This window comes from Aurantimonas manganoxydans SI85-9A1, assembly GCF_000153465.1.
Classification (GTDB): Bacteria; Pseudomonadota; Alphaproteobacteria; order Rhizobiales; family Rhizobiaceae; genus Aurantimonas; species Aurantimonas manganoxydans.
In genome coordinates this window covers 1,410,203-1,427,438 of sequence record NZ_CH672387.1, presented here as the reverse complement: position 1 = coordinate 1,427,438, position 17,236 = coordinate 1,410,203, and the positions used below count along the sequence as shown (strand labels likewise).

At 69.1% G+C, this 17,236-nt stretch carries 16 protein-coding genes; 3 read left to right on the top strand and 13 right to left on the bottom strand.

Annotated elements, in window-relative coordinates; all coding sequences use genetic code 11:
* Positions 1 to 37: 37 nt before the first annotated feature.
* The 6 genes from SI859A1_RS06720 to hemP all read right to left on the bottom strand — a co-directional run bounded on the left by SI859A1_RS06720 (position 38) and on the right by hemP (position 4,675).
* Entirely contained in the window at positions 38 to 364 is a 327-nt protein-coding gene (locus SI859A1_RS06720) for a cupredoxin domain-containing protein (protein WP_009209074.1), read from the bottom strand.
* Complete coding sequence (locus tag SI859A1_RS06715; RefSeq protein ID WP_009209073.1) at positions 361 to 1,437, bottom strand: catalase family peroxidase; 1,077 nt, start codon at positions 1,435 to 1,437, stop codon at positions 361 to 363. The genes SI859A1_RS06720 and SI859A1_RS06715 overlap by 4 nt, the downstream gene beginning before the upstream one ends.
* A gap of 158 nt (positions 1,438 to 1,595) precedes the next feature.
* Complete coding sequence (locus tag SI859A1_RS06710; protein ID WP_009209072.1) at positions 1,596 to 2,405, bottom strand: heme ABC transporter ATP-binding protein; 810 nt, start codon at positions 2,403 to 2,405, stop codon at positions 1,596 to 1,598.
* Positions 2,405 to 3,517 (bottom strand): FecCD family ABC transporter permease, encoded by a 1,113-nt coding sequence (locus tag SI859A1_RS06705; RefSeq protein ID WP_009209071.1) that lies wholly within the window; start codon positions 3,515 to 3,517, stop codon positions 2,405 to 2,407. The genes SI859A1_RS06710 and SI859A1_RS06705 overlap by 1 nt, the downstream gene beginning before the upstream one ends.
* Positions 3,514 to 4,461, bottom strand: a complete 948-nt coding sequence (locus SI859A1_RS06700) for a heme/hemin ABC transporter substrate-binding protein (RefSeq protein ID WP_009209070.1) — start codon at positions 4,459 to 4,461, stop codon at positions 3,514 to 3,516. The genes SI859A1_RS06705 and SI859A1_RS06700 overlap by 4 nt, the downstream gene beginning before the upstream one ends.
* A 10-nt stretch (positions 4,462 to 4,471) precedes the next feature.
* On the bottom strand, positions 4,472 to 4,675 hold the full coding sequence (gene hemP / locus SI859A1_RS21355) for a hemin uptake protein HemP (RefSeq protein WP_244400931.1): 204 nt from the start codon (positions 4,673 to 4,675) through the stop codon (positions 4,472 to 4,474).
* 336 nt (positions 4,676 to 5,011) lie between these two features.
* Here hemP and SI859A1_RS20240 point away from each other — a divergent pair, with 336 nt between their 5' ends.
* Genes SI859A1_RS20240 through hmuQ form a run of 3 tightly spaced genes read left to right on the top strand, consistent with a single transcriptional unit; the run spans position 5,012 to position 7,385 of the window.
* Positions 5,012 to 5,653, top strand: a complete 642-nt coding sequence (locus SI859A1_RS20240) for a TonB-dependent receptor plug domain-containing protein (RefSeq protein ID WP_161600112.1) — start codon at positions 5,012 to 5,014, stop codon at positions 5,651 to 5,653.
* Positions 5,650 to 7,017, top strand: coding sequence for a TonB-dependent receptor domain-containing protein (locus tag SI859A1_RS20235; RefSeq protein WP_081451343.1), 1,368 nt, complete (start codon positions 5,650 to 5,652; stop codon positions 7,015 to 7,017). The genes SI859A1_RS20240 and SI859A1_RS20235 overlap by 4 nt, the downstream gene beginning before the upstream one ends.
* A 23-nt stretch (positions 7,018 to 7,040) precedes the next feature.
* Positions 7,041 to 7,385 carry a heme-degrading protein HmuQ gene (hmuQ, locus tag SI859A1_RS06685; RefSeq protein ID WP_009209067.1) on the top strand — a complete coding sequence of 115 codons (345 nt, stop codon included), beginning with the start codon at positions 7,041 to 7,043 and terminating at the stop codon, positions 7,383 to 7,385.
* A gap of 62 nt (positions 7,386 to 7,447) precedes the next feature.
* On the opposite strand, the gene SI859A1_RS06680 is transcribed toward hmuQ, so the two are convergent.
* The 7 genes from SI859A1_RS06680 to SI859A1_RS06650 form a co-directional block, all read right to left on the bottom strand.
* The gene (locus tag SI859A1_RS06680) at positions 7,448 to 8,581 is read right to left on the bottom strand and encodes a zinc-dependent alcohol dehydrogenase family protein (protein ID WP_040325485.1); all 1,134 of its coding nucleotides are present in this window, start codon (positions 8,579 to 8,581) and stop codon (positions 7,448 to 7,450) included.
* Positions 8,582 to 8,788: 207 nt separating this feature from the next.
* A complete protein-coding gene (locus SI859A1_RS06675) occupies positions 8,789 to 10,582 on the bottom strand; it encodes a TRAP transporter permease (RefSeq protein WP_009209065.1) in 1,794 nt (597 codons plus the stop codon).
* Positions 10,583 to 10,702: 120 nt separating this feature from the next.
* A complete protein-coding gene (locus tag SI859A1_RS06670; RefSeq protein ID WP_040326361.1) occupies positions 10,703 to 11,671 on the bottom strand; it encodes a TAXI family TRAP transporter solute-binding subunit in 969 nt (322 codons plus the stop codon).
* 122 nt (positions 11,672 to 11,793) lie between these two features.
* Positions 11,794 to 12,840, bottom strand: coding sequence for an aldo/keto reductase (locus tag SI859A1_RS06665; RefSeq protein ID WP_009209063.1), 1,047 nt, complete (start codon positions 12,838 to 12,840; stop codon positions 11,794 to 11,796).
* Between the two features lie 97 nt (positions 12,841 to 12,937).
* A complete protein-coding gene (gene recJ, locus SI859A1_RS06660; protein ID WP_009209062.1) occupies positions 12,938 to 14,731 on the bottom strand; it encodes a single-stranded-DNA-specific exonuclease RecJ in 1,794 nt (597 codons plus the stop codon).
* Positions 14,732 to 14,785: 54 nt separating this feature from the next.
* Positions 14,786 to 15,775 (bottom strand): class II fructose-bisphosphatase, encoded by a 990-nt coding sequence (gene glpX / locus SI859A1_RS06655; RefSeq protein ID WP_009209061.1) that lies wholly within the window; start codon positions 15,773 to 15,775, stop codon positions 14,786 to 14,788.
* Positions 15,776 to 15,925: 150 nt separating this feature from the next.
* The gene (locus SI859A1_RS06650; protein WP_009209060.1) at positions 15,926 to 17,230 is read right to left on the bottom strand and encodes a homoserine dehydrogenase; all 1,305 of its coding nucleotides are present in this window, start codon (positions 17,228 to 17,230) and stop codon (positions 15,926 to 15,928) included.
* Positions 17,231 to 17,236 lie beyond the last annotated feature (6 nt).

The following is a 17,236-nucleotide window of genomic DNA, read 5'->3' as shown; positions in this document are numbered from 1 at the left end:
GTCCCGGAGCGTTAGGAGGGGCTGAATCTGCCGGGTATCATTCGACCGAAACGGCGAGGCTCATGCGCGGGTGGATGCCGCATCGAACCTCGTAGTTGCCTTGTCGCGGAAAGGTCACGTCGATCACCTCGCCGGGCGCCTGTTCGTCGGAATCGAAGCTGAAACCATCGGTTTCGGCGTAGATCTGGTGCAGGAACTCGTCGCGGTTGGTGAAGCGCAACGTGTCGCCCTTTTCGATCGTGACCGTCTTGCGGTCGAACATGCGGTCGATCTGGTCGATCACGACCGTCTGCCCGGCCGCTACGGCAACTGCGATCGGTAGGGTGAAGCCACACAGGGCGGCGCAGGTGGCGAGACGGATCATTTTCCGGCGTCCTTTCCGTGTCGGGGCTGGTGGCTGTCCGTGGCGGCGGTCAGCCGTCGGCTATAGGACATGCGGTAGCTGCGGGTGCGCGTGATCAGCATCGGGTCGTCGGACGGCGCGATGCCGCCGACGAGACTGAGCGGCGTGAAGACCAGCTCGCGCTGCCGCGCAACCGAATCGGCAGCCAGCGCCGTCAGGGACAGGACGCCGAGCTCGACCTGTTCGCGGTCCTCGGGCCAGGGAAACGCCGCCTGGGTGATCGGATCGCCCTCGCCTGCGAGTTGGACCAGCAGGCGGAACTGCACCGGCCCGTCCTCCAGACGCTCGGCCATGTCCTGCGACAGATAGTCCGGGTCCTTTTCCGCCGCTTCGACCGCGCTCAGATGCGCGACGCCCGCGACCGGCACCAGCCGATACTTGCCGAAGCGCGATTCGCCGGCCGCATTGGTGAAGGAAAAGGCGTTGACGCCGTAGAAGACCTCGGTGGCGAAGCTGACCGGTGCGGGCTTCGGCGCCTCGATGAAGCGTTTTGCGGCCGGATGCGCAGCCACATGATCGGCGAAGTCCTGCGGATCGGACGAGCCGAGCGCCTGGACGAAGCGGCGGAACTCGTCCGGCGTCTGGGCGGCGAAGCCGTCGAAGGAATGGGCGACGATGTCCGTGGAGCCGCCGTCCGGCAGCAGGAACTTGATCGCCATGCCCTTGGGGTTTGCGTCGCCGGTATTGTCGCCGACATGGGGCACGCCCGCGAAATTCGAGAAGCGGACCGTCACGGCCACATCGCCCTCGGTGAGATGCTCGGCGCGGGTCAGCGATGTGGCGTCCTTGGACGGGCGGAACGTCCCGTCCAGCAGGATGCCCTTGGAATGGGCCGCCCGGTAGCCCTTGTGCGGTCCGCCGAAAACCTTGTCGAGCCCGGCGACGATGTCGCGGGCGATCCGGGTCTGGCTGGTGCCGGCCGGCTGGTCCTCGGCGATCGCGGGTGCGGCGCCGAGCCATGCCGTCGACAGGGCAAGAACGGCGGCCACGCGCCGAATCAGGGCGCCGGCGCGCCTGTCGTCAGGTCTGGTCATTGCGGGAATCCTGCCAGTTGCTCACGCGGCAACCTGACACGTGCCTGCTTAACCCATTGCTACATTGCGGATAACTCCCGGCAGCCAATTGTTAGCCGGAACGGGGTGCCACGGCACAGCTGTCGCAAGGGCAATGGAACGCTGCGACCGGAACCCGATCAGGCGGCGCCGGTCGGTGCGGTCTGGGGCAGCACGAAGGGCAGATTTGGAGGTGTCCGGCCGACAGGCAGGGCGATGCCGTAGACCGCATCGACCAGCGCGTCGTCGACCACCGTACCGACCGGCCCGTTGGCCAGGACGCGCCCGTACTTGAGCGCGACGATGCGGTCGCTCGCAAGCGCTGCGAGATTGAGGTCGTGCAGCACCACGATGACACCGATGCCCCGCCCCGCCAGCCGCCGGGCCAGCGAGAGGGTCTCGACCTGATGGCGCAGATCGAGACTGGCGGTCGGTTCGTCCAGAAGCAGGTAATGCCCGTCCGCACTCTTGCCGGCCGTCGTTTCCATCGCCGCTTCGAGCTGGGCGATGGCCCTCGCAAGATGCACGCGCTGGGCCTCGCCGCCGGACAGGCTCGGCACCAGCCGCGTCGCATGGCCGGCCATGTCCACCTGCGCCAGCGCCGCGGCGGCGATGGCGTCGCGCCGCCGGCCGAGCGCCCCGCCCGCCTCGGCGCCGAAGCCGACGATCTCGGCGGCGGTGAAGGGAAAGGCGAGCGCCACGCTCTGGGCGACCACGGCACGGCGCCGCGACAGCGCAGCGGCACTGATGTCGCCCATCGCGCATCCGTCGAGGCGCGCGGCCCCGCGGTCCGGCCGCATCTGCCCGCTCAACACCTTCAGCAGCGTCGACTTGCCGGCGCCGTTGGCACCGATCACGGCGACGCATTCGCCGGGAGCGACGGCAAGGCTGACGCCGTCGAGGATGGTCCGGCCGCTCAAGGAAACCGAAATGTCGGCGAGTTCCAGCATCAGACCACCAGCCCGCCGCGCCGCCGCAGCAGCAGCCAGAGAAAGAACGGCGCCCCGACCAGCGCGGTCAGGATGCCGATCGGCAGTTCGGCGGGCGCGACGATGGTCCGCGCCGCGGTGTCGGCGGCGACGACGAGGCTGCCGCCGAACAGCGCCGCCGCGGGCAGCAGGGTGCGGTGGTCCGGGCCGATCAGCGTGCGCAGCAGATGCGGCGCGATCAGGCCGACGAAGCCGATGATCCCCGAGACGGCGACCGCCGCGCCGATCGCCCCGGCAATGACGAACACCGCGAGCCGCGTCACGCGCTGCACGTCGATGCCCAGGTGAAACGCTTCCGTGTGGCCGAGGGTCATGGCGTTGAGGCTGCGGGCAAGGAACGGCGCGGCGACAAAGGCCGGCAGCATCAGCGGCAGCACCGCCGCGATCTTCGGCCATGTGGCCCCGCCAAGCCCGCCCATGGTCCAGAAGGTCAGTTCGCGCAATTGCTGGTCGTTGGAGATGAAGACGAGCACGCCGATGAGGGCGCTGGCGAGCGCGGCGAGCGCGATGCCGACGAGCAGCATGGCGGCCACCGAGGTGCGGCCGGCGACTGTCGACAGCCGGTACAGGATGATAGTCGTGCAAAGGCTGCCGAGGAAGGCGGCGATCGGCAGGAGGTGTCGCGCGACCAACTCCGGCAGCCAGCCGGCCGCCATTTCGCCGAGGACAATGCTGGTCACGGCGGCGAGCGCGGCACCTGAGGAGATTCCGACAAGCGACGGATCGGCCAGCGGGTTTCGAAACAGCCCCTGCATCATCGCGCCGGACAGGGCGAGCGCCGCCCCGACCAGCATGCCGGCAATGACACGTGGCAGGCGAATGTCGAGGACGATGGTGGCCAGCGACAGGTCCAGCGTCTCCCGGCGGCCGGTGGCGGCCGTGACCAGCGCGTCGAGCGTCGCCGAAAGCGACAGGCCGGCCGCCCCGACCGTCAGCGCGACGAGGCAGACCAGCACCGCGAGGATCGCCGCGGCGACGACGCCAATCCGCGCCAGCGCGGCGCGGTCGCGGGAACGCAGAAGGCGCACGCCCCTCCCGGTTCGCGCGCCCACCAGTTCGCCGGAGACGTTCACCGCGGCTCGACCCAGGCACGCGGCGGCAGCGCCGGCAGATCGAGCCCGGGATACAGATCCGCGGCCAGATCCCGGATCGCATGGGCCGTGCGCGGGCCGAAGCCGAGGAGGTAGGTCCCGTCATAGGCAAAGAGCCGGTCGTTCTTCACCGCCGGCGTCGTTGCGAAGGCCGGGTCGGCGCGAACGTGTTCGAGGCCGTCGGCATGCTCGCCCGACTGCATGGTGACGACCGCATCGGGCGCGGCGGCGACGACGGCTTCCGGGGTGGCCGGCTTGAAGCCTGTGAAGGCGGCAAAGGCGTTGTCGGTGCCAGCCATTGCCAGCATGGCATCCGCCGAGGTCTCGCGGCCGGCGACCAGCGGCGCCCCGCCCCGCATGGCCAGGACGAAGGCAACGCTCGCCCGCTCGTCGATGCTTGCGGTCGCCGCGGTCACCGCCTCCAGGTCCGCCGCGACCGCCGCGGCCAGTTCCTCGCCCTTCTCCTCTGCCCCGACGGCGTCTGCCACGGCGCGGATCTTGGCGACGATCCCGTCGGCCGTCGGCGTGTCGGGAATGTTGACGAAGGGCACCGATGCCGCCTCCAGGACGTCGAGCACGTCCGGCGGGCCGGCGCCCTCGATGGCGACGATCAGCGTCGGCGACAGCGCCAGGATGCCTTCCGCCGCCAGGGCGCGCATGTAGCCGACATCCGGCTTGTCCGTCATTGCCGCGGGATAGGTGCTGGTCGTGTCCACCGCGACGATGTTGTCGGCCATGCCGAGCGCATCGAGGATCTCGGTCACCGCCCCGCCGATCGACACGATTCGGGCCGTATCCGCGATCGCGACCGTGCGGCCATGGGCGTCGACGACGCTGCGGCTCTCCGCCATCGCCTGAGCCGACAGGGCCGGCAGAAGCGACAGCGCCGCGGCGGCGAGCGTGAAGCGACGGAAAAGGGTTTGCATGCTGGATGTCCTACTTGGTCAGGATGAGCTTGTTGTTGGACGTCAGCCGCAGCCGGTAGATGTCGCCGGCGTGCCGGATCTGGACTTCCCGCCCGGCCGAAAACAGCTCGGCGGCATTCAGCATCGGCAGCGTTCCGCCGCCGGTGCCGCCCGCCTCATGGCCGGTCCCCGTCTGCGGCTTCGGCGCCGTTTCGCCCATCATCTGCACCCTCATCGTCGTCGTCCCGCGCTGGACACCCCAGCCCGCCGGACTTTGCCACCCCCTCGGCAACAATGTTGACTCTGATAGTCATGTTAAATATCGAATGCAAGCAAGGCGCCACGGTCGACAAGCCGTCCGCCTCCGGATGCCAGCCAGCCGCTCCTGACCGTAGCCAGCCAGCCCGTCACGCCTCTCAAACGACAGCGGGAAACCATGGCCCATCCAGACGGGCGCCTTCGCGGCGCGACACCACCTCTCCTTCTTTCCCTGGCGACGGGCGTTTCGCTTCTCGCCCTTTCGACCGTCGCCATGGCGCAGGACGCGCAACCCGCAGACGAACCGGTCGACGTGTCTGATCTGGATGCGACGGCGATCCAGCTCGACGAGGTGTCGATCCTCGCCAATCGCGGTCCCCAGAGCCCGATCCAGAGCCTTGGCGGCGTCAGCGTCGTCGGCCGTGACGAGATCGCCCGCTACAATGCCGGCGATCTGGAGGACGTGCTGGCGACGATTCCGGGCGTGTCCACCACCAGCGACCGCGACGATCCCGGCGTGTCCATTTCCGTCCGCGGCCTGCGCGATTCCGGCCGGGTCAACGTGATGATCGACGGCGCCCGCCAGAATTTCGGCGTCCAGGGCCATCTCGACAGCAATCTCGTCTATGTCGACCCGGCGCTTCTGGGCGGTATCGACGTGATCCGTGGCCCGGTGGCGAATGCCTACGGTTCCGGCGCGATCGGCGGCGTCGTGGCCATGCGCACGCTGGAGCTGGAAGACCTCCTGACGCCGTCCGAGCGCTACGCGGCGCGCCTCGGCACGGTCTACGGCACCAACGGACCGGCCTGGCTGGGCAAGCTGGAAGCCGGCGTGCGCCTCACCGAGGACGCCGATGTCTACGGCGCCTTCGTCTACCGCGACGAGGACGACGACCGGGACGGTGACGGCAACGATGTCGACAACACCGGCTTCGACGTGCGCTCCGTGTCCTGAAGGCGCGGCTGCGCCCCGCCGACGGCCACGAGATCACCCTGTCAGGCGTCATCTACGACAATGATTTCGTCTCATCGACCGGCTCCGGCGCCGATCGCGACACCGACGTGCGCAACGCCACCTACCGGCTCGGCTACAGCTTCGTCAGCCCCGACACGCCGCTGATCGACCTCAACTTCAACCTCTATCGCAACGAGACCGACTACACTCAGATCGACCAGAATCCCGCCGCGGCGCGCCGCGACGTCGAGGTGGCGACGACCGGCTTCGATCTCTACAACGCCTCGCGCTTCGACCTCGGCATCGTGCCGACCACCCTCACCTACGGCGTCGACTATTTCCGCGACGAGGTGGAGACGCACGACGATGTCGGTTCGACCGAACTCTTCACGCCGTCCGGCACGCGCGAGGTCTATGGCGGCTTCGTCCAGGCCCGGTTCGAATACGACACCTGGCTGGAGGTGATCGGCGGCGGTCGCTTCGACCATTTCGACCTGACCAGCACGGCGACAACCGAAGAGAACACCGGCGACCGGTTCTCCCCGAAGCTCAGCGTCGGCGTCACGCCGATCCAGGGCTTCCAGATCTACGGCACCTACGCTGAAGGCCTGCGCTCGCCGACCCTGAACGAGGCGGTCGTCTCGGGTCTTCATCCGGCGCCCGCCGCCTTCGAGCTGCTGCCCAATGCCGGCCTGTCTCCGGAAGTCGGGCACACGCTGGAGGCCGGCGTGAACCTCTCCTACGACAACGTGCTCGTGGGCGGCGACGGGCTGCGCGCCAAGCTGGCGGTCTTCCGCAACGACGTCGACGACTACATCGAATATGCCACGCTCGACCGGCCCGGCGTTGCCAATCCGTGCCTGGCCGGGCGCGGGCCGATCTGCTTTGCGCGCCTGCCCTACGATGCGCTGCAGTACCAGAACATCGACAAAGCCCGGCTGGAAGGCGTCGAGCTGGAAGCCAGCTATGACTGGCGCTGGGGCTATGTGGGCCTGGCCGGCGCGATCATCGACGGCGAGAACCGCCGCAACGGCGATCCGCTCAACTCGGTCTATCCCGACAAGCTGACGACGACGCTGGGCTTCCGCGCGCTCAACGAACGCCTGACCTTCGGCGGCCGCTGGCATGCGGTGGCGGCCAAGGACGACGTCACCGATCCGACCCTCGCCTCGGACCGCTACGACGTCTTCGACCTCTTCGTCGCCTACGAACCCAACGAGAATACCCGCTTCGACGCCAGCATCCGCAATCTCTTCGACCGGCAGTACCAGGCCTATTCCGGCTTCCCGGCGAGCGAGACCGACCCGGCGCCCGGCTTCGAGGCGATGTTCGGCGTGAGCATCAAGTTCGGCGTCGACAACTGACACACAAACACGAGGATCAGACCATGTTCATCGCAATGAACCGCTTCAAGGTACTTCCCGGACAGGAGGAGGAATTCGAGGCGGTCTGGCGCAATCGCGAATCCCAGCTCCAGACGGTGCCGGGCTTCGTCGAGTTCCACCTGCTGCGCGGGCCGGCGCGCGAGGACCACGTCCTCTACGCCTCGCACACCATCTGGGCCGACGAGGCCGCATTCACCGGCTGGACCAAGTCGGAAGCGTTCCGGGCCGCCCACCGCAGTGCCGGCGAACGCCAGCCCATGTATCTCGGCCACCCCGAGTTCGAGGGCTTCACCGTCGTCCAGACCATTCCGGGGCTCGAAGCGGCACAGCTTGCCGCCACCGGCTGAGCGACACGACCGGCCGGCGACGCGGGTTCACGCGTTGCCGGCCGGCATGAACGGGCCCCGCGTCACAGCAGGACGACGTGGCGGACCGTGCGGCCAGCCGCGAGCGCATCGAAGCCTTCGTTGATATCGTCGAGCGTTCCGCGGCTGGTCAACAGCCGGTCCACCGGCAGCCGTCCGCCGCGATACAGCGCGATATAGCGGGGAATGTCGCGGCTCGGGATGCAGCTTCCGACATAGCTGCCCTTCAAAGTCCGCTCCTCGGCGACGAGCTTGAGCGGCGACAGCGCCATGGTCGCCGTCGGCGGCGTCAGCCCGGCGGTCACCGTTGCCCCGCCGCGCCGGGTGATGGCGAAGGCGAGTTCCAGCGCCCGCGCCGAGCCGGCCATCTCGAAGGCATGATCGACACCGCCGCCGGTGGCTGCGCGCACCGCATCGGCAACGCCCGCCTCGCCGGCATTGAAGATGTCGGTCGCCCCCAGCGTCTTCGCCATGTCCAGCTTGTCGGCCTGCAGATCGACCGCGATGATCCGCGAAGCCCCGGCCGCGACCGCGCCGAGAATGGCACTGAGGCCGACGCCGCCGAGCCCGACCACGGCGACCGTCTCGCCGGCCTTGACCCGGCCGGTGTTGACCACCGCGCCGACACCCGTCAGCACCGCGCAGCCGAACAGCGCCGCGATCTCCAGCGGCAGCTCCGGATCGATCTTGATCAGCGAACGGCGGGACAGGACGGAACGCTCGGCAAAGGCCGAGACGCCGAGATGATGGTGGACGGGTTCGCCCTCGCAGGACAGGCGCCGCTCCCCCGACAGCAATGTGCCCTCGCCGTTGCGGGCATTGCCCGGCTCGCACAGCGCCGGCCGGCCTTCGGCGCAGGGGCTGCAATGGCCGCAGGACGGCACGAAGACCATCACCACGTGGTCGCCGGGGGCCAGGTCGTCGACGCCCGCACCGACCGTTTCGACGATGCCGGCGGCTTCATGGCCGAGCACCATCGGGGTCGGCCGCGGCCGCACGCCGTCGATCACCGACAGGTCGGAATGGCAGAGCCCGGCGGCCTTGATGCGCACCAGCACCTCGCCGTCCCCCGGCGGCGCGAGCTCGACGGTCTCGATGGAGAGCGGCCGCGACGTGGCATAGGGGCCCTCGACGGGCGATCTGCGCAGCACCGCCGCGCGTGTGGTGGTGGTCGTCATGTCTGTCCTCCCCTCGGGCCAGCCGCCGCGATGCTCCGCGACAACCGGCATCAACGGCGCACCACCGGTCGGGCCCCCGCCTTCCGGTGCAATCCGACCGGCGATGCTCCCCAGTGTGCCGCATGTCTCCCTGCGATCGGCCGGGAATGTCGCATCGCCCCTGGCGGCTTGGCAATCCGCGCCCCGCGGGTTCTGCTTGTGCGCCCGTCAGAGCGACGCGAAGCAGACGATCAGCCCGCCAAGGCCGGCGGCAAGCCGCATCCACACCGGCCCCTTCCAGATGAAGGCCAGCGACAGCGCCCAGAGCGCGATGGCGATCTTTACGAAGGCGAGGCCGGCCTCGGCCGGACGGTCGGCCATGTGGATGATCGCCGGATTGGCGATCATCGCCAGCGGGATGACATAGAGCCCGATGCCGAGGCGCATGGCGGACCCGGCCACCTTCAGCCAGTTCTCGCCGACCATGCCGGCGGCGATGAACACGGCGCCGCAGACCGGCGGAGTGATGGTCGACAGGAGCGCGAACCAGAAGACGAAGAGATGCGCCAGCAGCGGCTCGATGCCGAGCCGTTCCAGCGCCGGCCCGGCAATCGTCACGCAGATCACGTAGGCTGCCGTCGTCGGCACCTCCATGCCGAGCAGGATGCAGGCGATCGCGGTGAGGAACAGGGCGGGCCAAAGGGAATCGTCGGCCACCGACAGGATCGTCGAGGTGACCTTCACCCCGAGCCCCGTCATGCCGAGGACGCCGATGACGATGGAGGCGCAGATGATGATCGCGCCGATCACCGCGATCTGCTGGCCGGCGCTGACCGCGGCGCCGCCGGCCCGCTCGACGAAGCGGTGCAGCGACACCTCGCCGCGCACATTGACGAAGAGCAGCAGCGCGGCGGCGAGGATCGCCAGGCAGGCGGCATATTGCGGCGTGAAGCCGCCGACGAACATGCGCTCCAGCAAGATGCCGAAAGGCACCGCGAAGAACATGGAGGTGATCACCACGTCGCGAACCGAGGGGCGGTCCGCCGCATCGACGGCACCGAGGCCGTAGCGCCGGGCAAACAGGTCGATGCCGATCCAGGTGGTCAGGAAGTAGAGGATCGCCGGCGGCAGTGCCGCCCCCATGATGGTCGCATAGGGCGTGCCGGTCAGCTCGACCATGACGAAGGCGCCTGCCCCCATCAGCGGCGGCATGATCTGGCCGCCCGACGAGGCCACCGCCTCGACCGCGCCGGCCAGCGCCCGCGGATAGCCGAGCCGGGTCATGGCCGGAATGGTCACCGCGCCGGTCGAGGCGACATTGGCCGAGGCCGAGCCGGAGATCGAGCCGAACATCGCCGAGGACAGCACCGAGACCTTGCCGGCACCGCCGCGCAGACGGCCGGCCGCCAGCGTCGCGACATTCATGAAGCCCTGCCCGGCCTCGCCGGCATTCAGCACGGCGCCGAGAATGACGAAGATCGAGACGATGCCGACGGACACGCCCGTGAGCGAGCCCCAGATGCCGCCCTCGGTGATGGTCATGGTGCCGAGGAAGCTGGCGAAGGGAAAGCCCGGATGGCCGTATTCGCCCGGCACATACTGGCCCAGGAGGCCGTAGGCGAGGCAGATCAGCGCCACCAGCGGCAGCGGCCAGCCGATCGCGCGGCGCGCCATCTCCAGCGTGATGGCGAGCAGCGTGATCGCGACCGCCATCTGGAAGCCATTGTCGATGAAGCCGTACTGGTCGGACAGCGGGCCGGCGTTGAGCGCGATGTAGAGGCAGCCGATCTCGCCGAGGATCAGCAGCACCCAACCGGTGAGGAGTTGCATGCGGGTCTTGGCCAGGAAGACGAAGAGCCACGGCAGCGCCAGCGCCATGTGGATCGGCCGGGCGACCAGCGCCGGCACGAGACCGCTGAAGATCAGTCCCAGATGGAAGACGATGGAGAGCAGCCCGAGCACCGGCCAGACGAACCACATCGGAGGGCGCACGGCCGCGTCGTCGGCTACCATCGTACTCATCGCATCATCCTCGCGCGGGCCGTCGCGCGGCGCGTCGCACTTGCAGGTCGGCCCCGGCAGCGTCGCGCGCTACCGGGGCCGGAAGGGTCTTTGTCGGTTCAGGGCACGGGCCCGGTCGTCTCAGCGCAGATCGTCGGGCAGATCGATCCCGGCTTCCTCGTAATAGCGGGCGGCGCCTGGATGCAGCTTGACGCCACTGCCTTCCAGCAGTTCCGGCGTGACCGCGTTCCACCAGCGAGCGCTCTCGCCCATCGCCGCCTTCTCGTCCCAGAAGGTCTTGGTCAGGAGATAGGCGGTCTCCTCGCTCGTGGCGGTGGTGGTGAAGGCGACGACCGGCAGCGAGGTGGTGACGGTGTCCTCGTCGATGCCGGCATAGGTGCCGGCCGGGATGACCTGACGCGTGCGGCCGGTCTCGGCCACCTGCTCGTCGGTCAGCGTGATCAGGCTCACCGGCGTGCTGGCCGACGCCTCGATGACGTTCGGTGCCGGGAATGAGCCGGCAGTGACGAAGCCGTCGATCTGGCCGTTCTTCAGCGCGTCCGAAGCATTGCCGAGTTCGGCGTCGGCGACCGTCACCTTGTCGGCGAGACCGAAGAGCTCGAGATATTTCTCGCCCTCGGTGGCGCCGAAGGAGCCCTTGCCGAGAAGGATGGTCTTGCCGGCCATGTCCTCCAGCGCGCGCGCATCGGCATCGCCGCGCATGACGAAATGCATGGTCAGCGACGGGATCGGAAACAGCGAGCGGATCTCGGCAAAGCGCGGATTCTGGCGCTCGGCGAAGGGGCCGGTGCCAGCCGCCGCAGCCGAGACGAGGCCCGGAGGCGCGGTGAAGACGTAATTGCCGGCGCGGGCCGCCGCTTCCATGACGTTCTGGACCGAGCCCTGGCTCTCCTCGACCGTGACGATGACCTCGCCCTCGGTGCCGCCCTTGACCGCATTCGCGAGCTCGACACCCATCTGGTAGTAGGACGTGCCGCTCTTGGCGGATTTGTAGGAGATCCGCTCCTCGGCGGCGCCGGGCGTCGCATGGAGCCCCGCGACCAGTACGGCCGCAGCGGCTGCGAACGTCTTCAAACCATTTCCGTGCATCGTCATTCCTCCCAAGGCGTTCGCCGGTGCCGGCGTGTGTCCCGACCGACGCTGTCGGCAGCGCCGGCCTCTCTGTCAAGTGCGGCCGCCCCTCAGGCAAGGCGCGGCGGCCGCCTGAAGGTTCACATCGGGATCGGATGAGCGCGATGCAGCGCGTCGATCTCGGCCAGGACGTCATCACTGAGCGTCACGTCCGCCGCCGCGATGTTGTTGCGCAGCTGGTCCATATTGGTCGCGCCGATGATCGCCGCAGTCATGAACGGCCGGGTCAGGCAGAAGCCGATCGCCATCTGGCAGACATCGAGGCCGTGCTTTTTCGCGACGGCGCCGTAGGCATCGGCGATGACCGCGTTCTCCGGCGTGTAGCGGCCGCCGAGCGCGTTGTCATTGACCGCGAGCCGCGCACCCTTCGGGCTGGCGCCGCCGCTGTACTTGCCGGTCAGGAGGCCGGCGGCGAGCGGCGAATAGGCCAGCAGGCCGACATCCTCGTTCACCGCCAGCTCGGCGAGGTCGAGGTCGAACAGCCGGTGCATCAGGCTGTATTCGTTCTGGATCGAGGCGACCCGCGGCAGGCCGCGCGCCTCGGCGATCTGCAGGAATTTCTGCGTGCCCCAGCAGGTCTCGTTGGACAGGCCCACATGGCCGATCTTGCCGGCCTTCACCAGAGCGTCCAGCGCGTCCAGCACCTCGATCATGTTGGCCTCGACCGCTTCGCGATCCTGGCCGCTCGGATCGTAGGTCCAGGACTGGCGGAAATGGTAGGAGCCGCGGTTCGGCCAGTGCAGCTGGTAGAGGTCGATGCGGTCGGTCTGCAGCCGCTTCAGGCTGGCCTCCGCCGCCGCCCGGACGCTGGCGCCGGTGATCGGCTCGCCGCCGCGCACCTTGGCGTTGCCCTGGCCGGTGATCTTGCTGGCCAGGACGACGTCGTCACGCTTGCCCGACGCGGCGAACCACGTCCCAATGATCTCCTCAGTCCGGCCGACGGTCTCGGCGGTCATCGGCGTCGTCGGATACATTTCGGCGGCGTCGAAGAAATTGACGCCCGCCTCCACCGCGTAGTCCATCTGCTGATGGCCCTCGGCTTCGCTGTTCTGGCTTCCCCAGGTCATGGTGCCGAGACAGATCTCGCTGACGCTCAGGCCGGTCCGGCCGAGTGGACGGTACTTCATGCGTGTCCTCGCTGATGGGGAATCGTTCGGGCCGGACCCTAGCCAATTCTCCCCTCGGCACAAGCAAACCGCGGGGTTCCGGCGGGTGACGGCGAGTTCAGTCGAAGGCTTCGGCGAGGTCGAGCAGCCGGAAGCGCACTTCCTCGCGGCCCCGGAAGCGGTCCAGCGACAATGTCCCGACGGCATGGATCGGCCGGTCGCGGGAACTGAGCAGTCTCTGGCCAACCTCGGTGTCCGCCGTCTTGAAGGCGATGGCCGAGACGCGCGCGCCGTCGGCACCGCGCAACGTCGCCCGCACATGGCCATTGCCGACGATCGAGGAGGAATCGATCCGGTGCCGGGCGAGCGCGAAGATCGGTGAGGCATGGCCCGAGCCGAAGGGGCCGGCCCGCATGATCGTCGCATAGAGGTCGGGCGTCAGCCCGGCCGCGCTGACCGTGCCATCGACTTTGAGGGAATCGCCCTCGCGCAATGCGCTCACGGCCGCGGCGGCGCGTTCTTCCAGGAAGCCGCGAAAATCGCCGAGCCGATCCTTCTGGATGGTCACGCCGGCCGCCATCGCATGGCCGCCGCCCTTGACCAGCAGCCCTTCGATCACCGCCTCGCGCACCAGCCGGCCGAGATCGAACCCGCCGATGGAGCGGCCCGACCCGGTGCCGCGGCCCGACCCGTCGAAGGCGATGGCAAAGGCCGGACGGCGATAGCGCTCCTTCAGGCGCGCCGAGATCAGCCCGACAATGCCCGGATGCCAGTCGTTCGAGCCGACGACCAGCACGGCCGGGCCCTCCCCTGAGCCGATCTCGGCGGCGACTTCGGCGTCGGCCTCGGCCAGCATGGTCTGCTCCATCGCCTGGCGCTCCTCGTTGAGGGCGCTGAGGCGCGCGGCGACCTCGTCGCAGGCCGCGTCGTCGTCGAGGCAGAGCAGCCGGCTGCCGAGGGCCGCGTCGCCGATTCGGCCGCCGGCATTGATCCGCGGTCCCAGCATGAAGCCGAAATGATGGGTCTCCATCGGCCCGGACAGGCGCGAGACCCGGCCGAGCGCCGCCAGCCCGCCATTGCGCTGGGCATGGGCGACCTTCAGCCCCTGCACCACGAAGGCGCGGTTGAGCCCGACGAGCGGAACCACGTCGCAGACCGTTGCCAGCGCCACGAGGTCGAGCAGGCCGAAGACGTCCGGCAACTTCGACTGGGCCATGCCCCGCCGGCGCAGCTCGCGCGACACGGCCACCAGCGTCATGAACACCACGCCGGCCGCGCACAGATGCCCCAGCCCCGAGAGGTCGTCCTGGCGGTTCGGATTGACCAGCACATTGGCGTCGGGAAGCTCGGGGCCGGTCTGGTGATGGTCGAGGACGACCACGTCGACGCCTTCGGCACGCGCCGCCTCGATCGCCTCGAAGCTGCCGGTGCCGCAGTCGACGGTAACGATCAGCGTGGCGCCGTCGGCGGCGAGTTCGCGCATCGCCGCAGGGTTCGGGCCGTAACCCTCGGTGATCCGGTCGGGAATGCGGATCGCCGCGTCGATGCCGAAATGCTTGAGGTAACGCCAGAGCAGCGCCGAGGAGGCCGCGCCGTCGACGTCATAGTCACCGAAGATCGCCACGCTCTCGCGCCGGCCGATGGCGTCCGCGAGGCGTTCGGCGGCCGCGTCCATGGCGGTGAGGCGCGAGGGATCGGGCATCAGGTCGCGGATGCGCGGATCGAGGAAGCCGGTCGCATCTGCCTCGGCGATGCCGCGGGCGGCCAGCACCCGGCTGACGATGTCCGGCAGGCCCAGCGACTGCGCCATCTTCAGGGCGGCGCCTTCGGCCCGCTCGTCGAGCGCGTTCAGCCAGCGGCGACCGCCGATCGAGCGATCGACGTCGAGAAATGTGCGCAGGGGTGCGGCCATGGATGCTGTTGTGGCGATGGCGGCGGGGCGGCGCAAGGCCGTCCCCGCGACTGCTCACAGATGAAACTTGGACTTGTCGTGGTGATAGGCGCGCATTTCGCGCACGGTGCGCGAGCGCGAGCGCATCAGCAGCGTGTGGGTGACGATGCGGTCGTTGTAGAAGCGCACGCCGTCGAGGAGATTGCCGTCGGTCACGCCGGTCGCGGCGAAGATGACGTCGCCCGAGGCCATCTCGTGGGTCGAGTAGATCCGGTACGGATCGGAGATGCCCATCTTTTCGGCGCGGGCGCGCTTGTCGTTGGTGTTGAGCTGCAGGCGGCCCTGGATCTGGCCGCCGGTGCAGCGCAGCGCCGCGGCCGCCAGGACGCCCTCGGGCGCGCCGCCAATGCCCATATAGATGTCGATGCCGGTCTGCTCGGGATCCGTCGTGTGGATGACGCCGGCGATGTCGCCGTCGCCGATCAGGCGGATGGCGGCCCCGGCCTCGCGCACCGCCTCGATCAGCGGCGCATGGCGCGGCCGGTCGAGGATGCAGGCGGTGATCTCGGAGACTGCGACGCCCTTGGCCCTCGCCAGCGCCTGCAGATTGACCTCGGGCGGCTGGGCCAGATCGACCACGCCCTCCGGATAGCCCGGTCCGACGGCGATCTTCTCCATGTAGACGTCCGGCGCGTTCAGGAGACTGCCGCGTCCGGTCATGGCGATGACGGCGAGCGAGTTGGGCAGGTTCTTGGCGCAGACCGTGCGGCCCTCGAGCGGATCCAGCGCCACGTCCACCGCCGGCCCCTCGCCGGTGCCGACCTGTTCGCCGATGAACAGCATCGGCGCCTCGTCGCGTTCGCCCTCGCCGATGACGATGACGCCCTCGATCGCCAGCGTGTTGAGCTCCGAACGCATGGCGTCGACGGCGGCCTGGTCGGCGGCCTTCTCGTCGCCGCGACCGCGCAGATGCGCCGCCGCGACGGCGGCCCGCTCGGTGACCCGCGCGATTTCGAGCGTCAGAATCCGGTCCAGCGTGCCGGTCTCGTCAGGTGCCCTGGTCATCGCGCGTCTCTCCCTCGTCGCGTCCCCGCCGCCCGAATCGTGCCAGTGCCGGGCGTGCAGGCCTGATATGCGCCGGATGTGCGAAAGCACAATGTCACCGGTCACCGTGCCGGAGAAGCCGCCTCCCGGGCCCTCCGGCGAATGAAGCGCTCAGTCGAGCGCCTCGATGCGGATCATCTTCGGCTCGCCGGACAGATGCCCGTCCTTGGACACCATTTCCAGCGCCTTGCGGACAGCCGCCTCGGTGGTCTCGTGGGTGACCAGCACCACCGGCGCGATCGACGCGTCGGCGGTCTCGTCGCGCCGCCGCTGGACGATCGATTCCAGCGAGATCTTGCTCTCGGCCATGCGCCGCGCGATCGAGGCGAAGGCGCCGACCCGGTCGAGCACCGACAGGCGAATGTAGTAGCCGCCCTCATGGGCGCGCATGCGGGCCCGCTTGTAGGGCGCCAGATTGGCTGCCGGCATGCCGAGCGTCGGCCGCAGGGTGCCGCCGGCGACGTCCATGATGTCCGACAGCACCGCCGAGGCGGTCGCCTCACCGCCGGCCCCCGGACCGGCCAGCAGGATCGAGCCGAGCAGGTCGCTGTCGACCGCCACCGCATTGGTCACGCCGTCGACCCGCGCCAGCGCGGAATCGGCTGGGATCATCGCCGGATGGACACGCTGCTCGATGCCGGTATCGGTGCGCATGGCCACTGCGAGCAATTTGATGCGGTAGCCGAGCTCGGCCGCCGCGGCGATGTCGTCGTTGGTCACCGTCTCGATGCCCTCGATGAACACCGATTCCAGGTCCAGCTCGCAGCCGAAGGCGAGCGAGGTGAGGATCGCCAGCTTGTGGGCCGCGTCGAAGCCGCCGATGTCGAAGGTCGGGTCGGCTTCCGCATAGCCGAGCCGCTGGGCGTCGGCGAGGCAGGCGTCGAAGGCGATCCCCTCCTTCTCCATGCGGGTCAGCATGTAGTTGCAGGTGCCGTTGAGGATGCCGTAGACGCGGCTGACATCGTTGCCGACCAGCGCCTCGCGCATGGTCTTGACGATCGGGATGCCGCCGGCGACGGCCGCCTCGAACAGGATCTCGGTCTTCTTGCGGGCCGCCAGCCGCGCCAGGGTCACGCCGTGATGGGCGAGCAGCGCCTTGTTGGCGGTCACCACCGGCAGGCCGCGGTTCAGCGCCGCCTTCACCGAATCCAGCGCCGGGCCTTCCGAACCGCCGATCAGCTCGACGAAGACGTCGATGTCGGCTTCTGCCGCCAGCTTCACCGGATCGTCGAACCAGGCGAGGCCGGAACTGTCGAAGCCGCGGTCACGGCTGCGATCGCGGGCGCAGACCGCGGTGGTGCGGATCGCACGGCCGGCCTTGTTGGCCAGCGCCTCGGCCCTGGTCTCGATCAGCCGGCCAAGGCTCGCGCCGACCGTTCCAAGCCCGGCAATGCCGAGCCGCAATGGGCTGTTCATGACGTC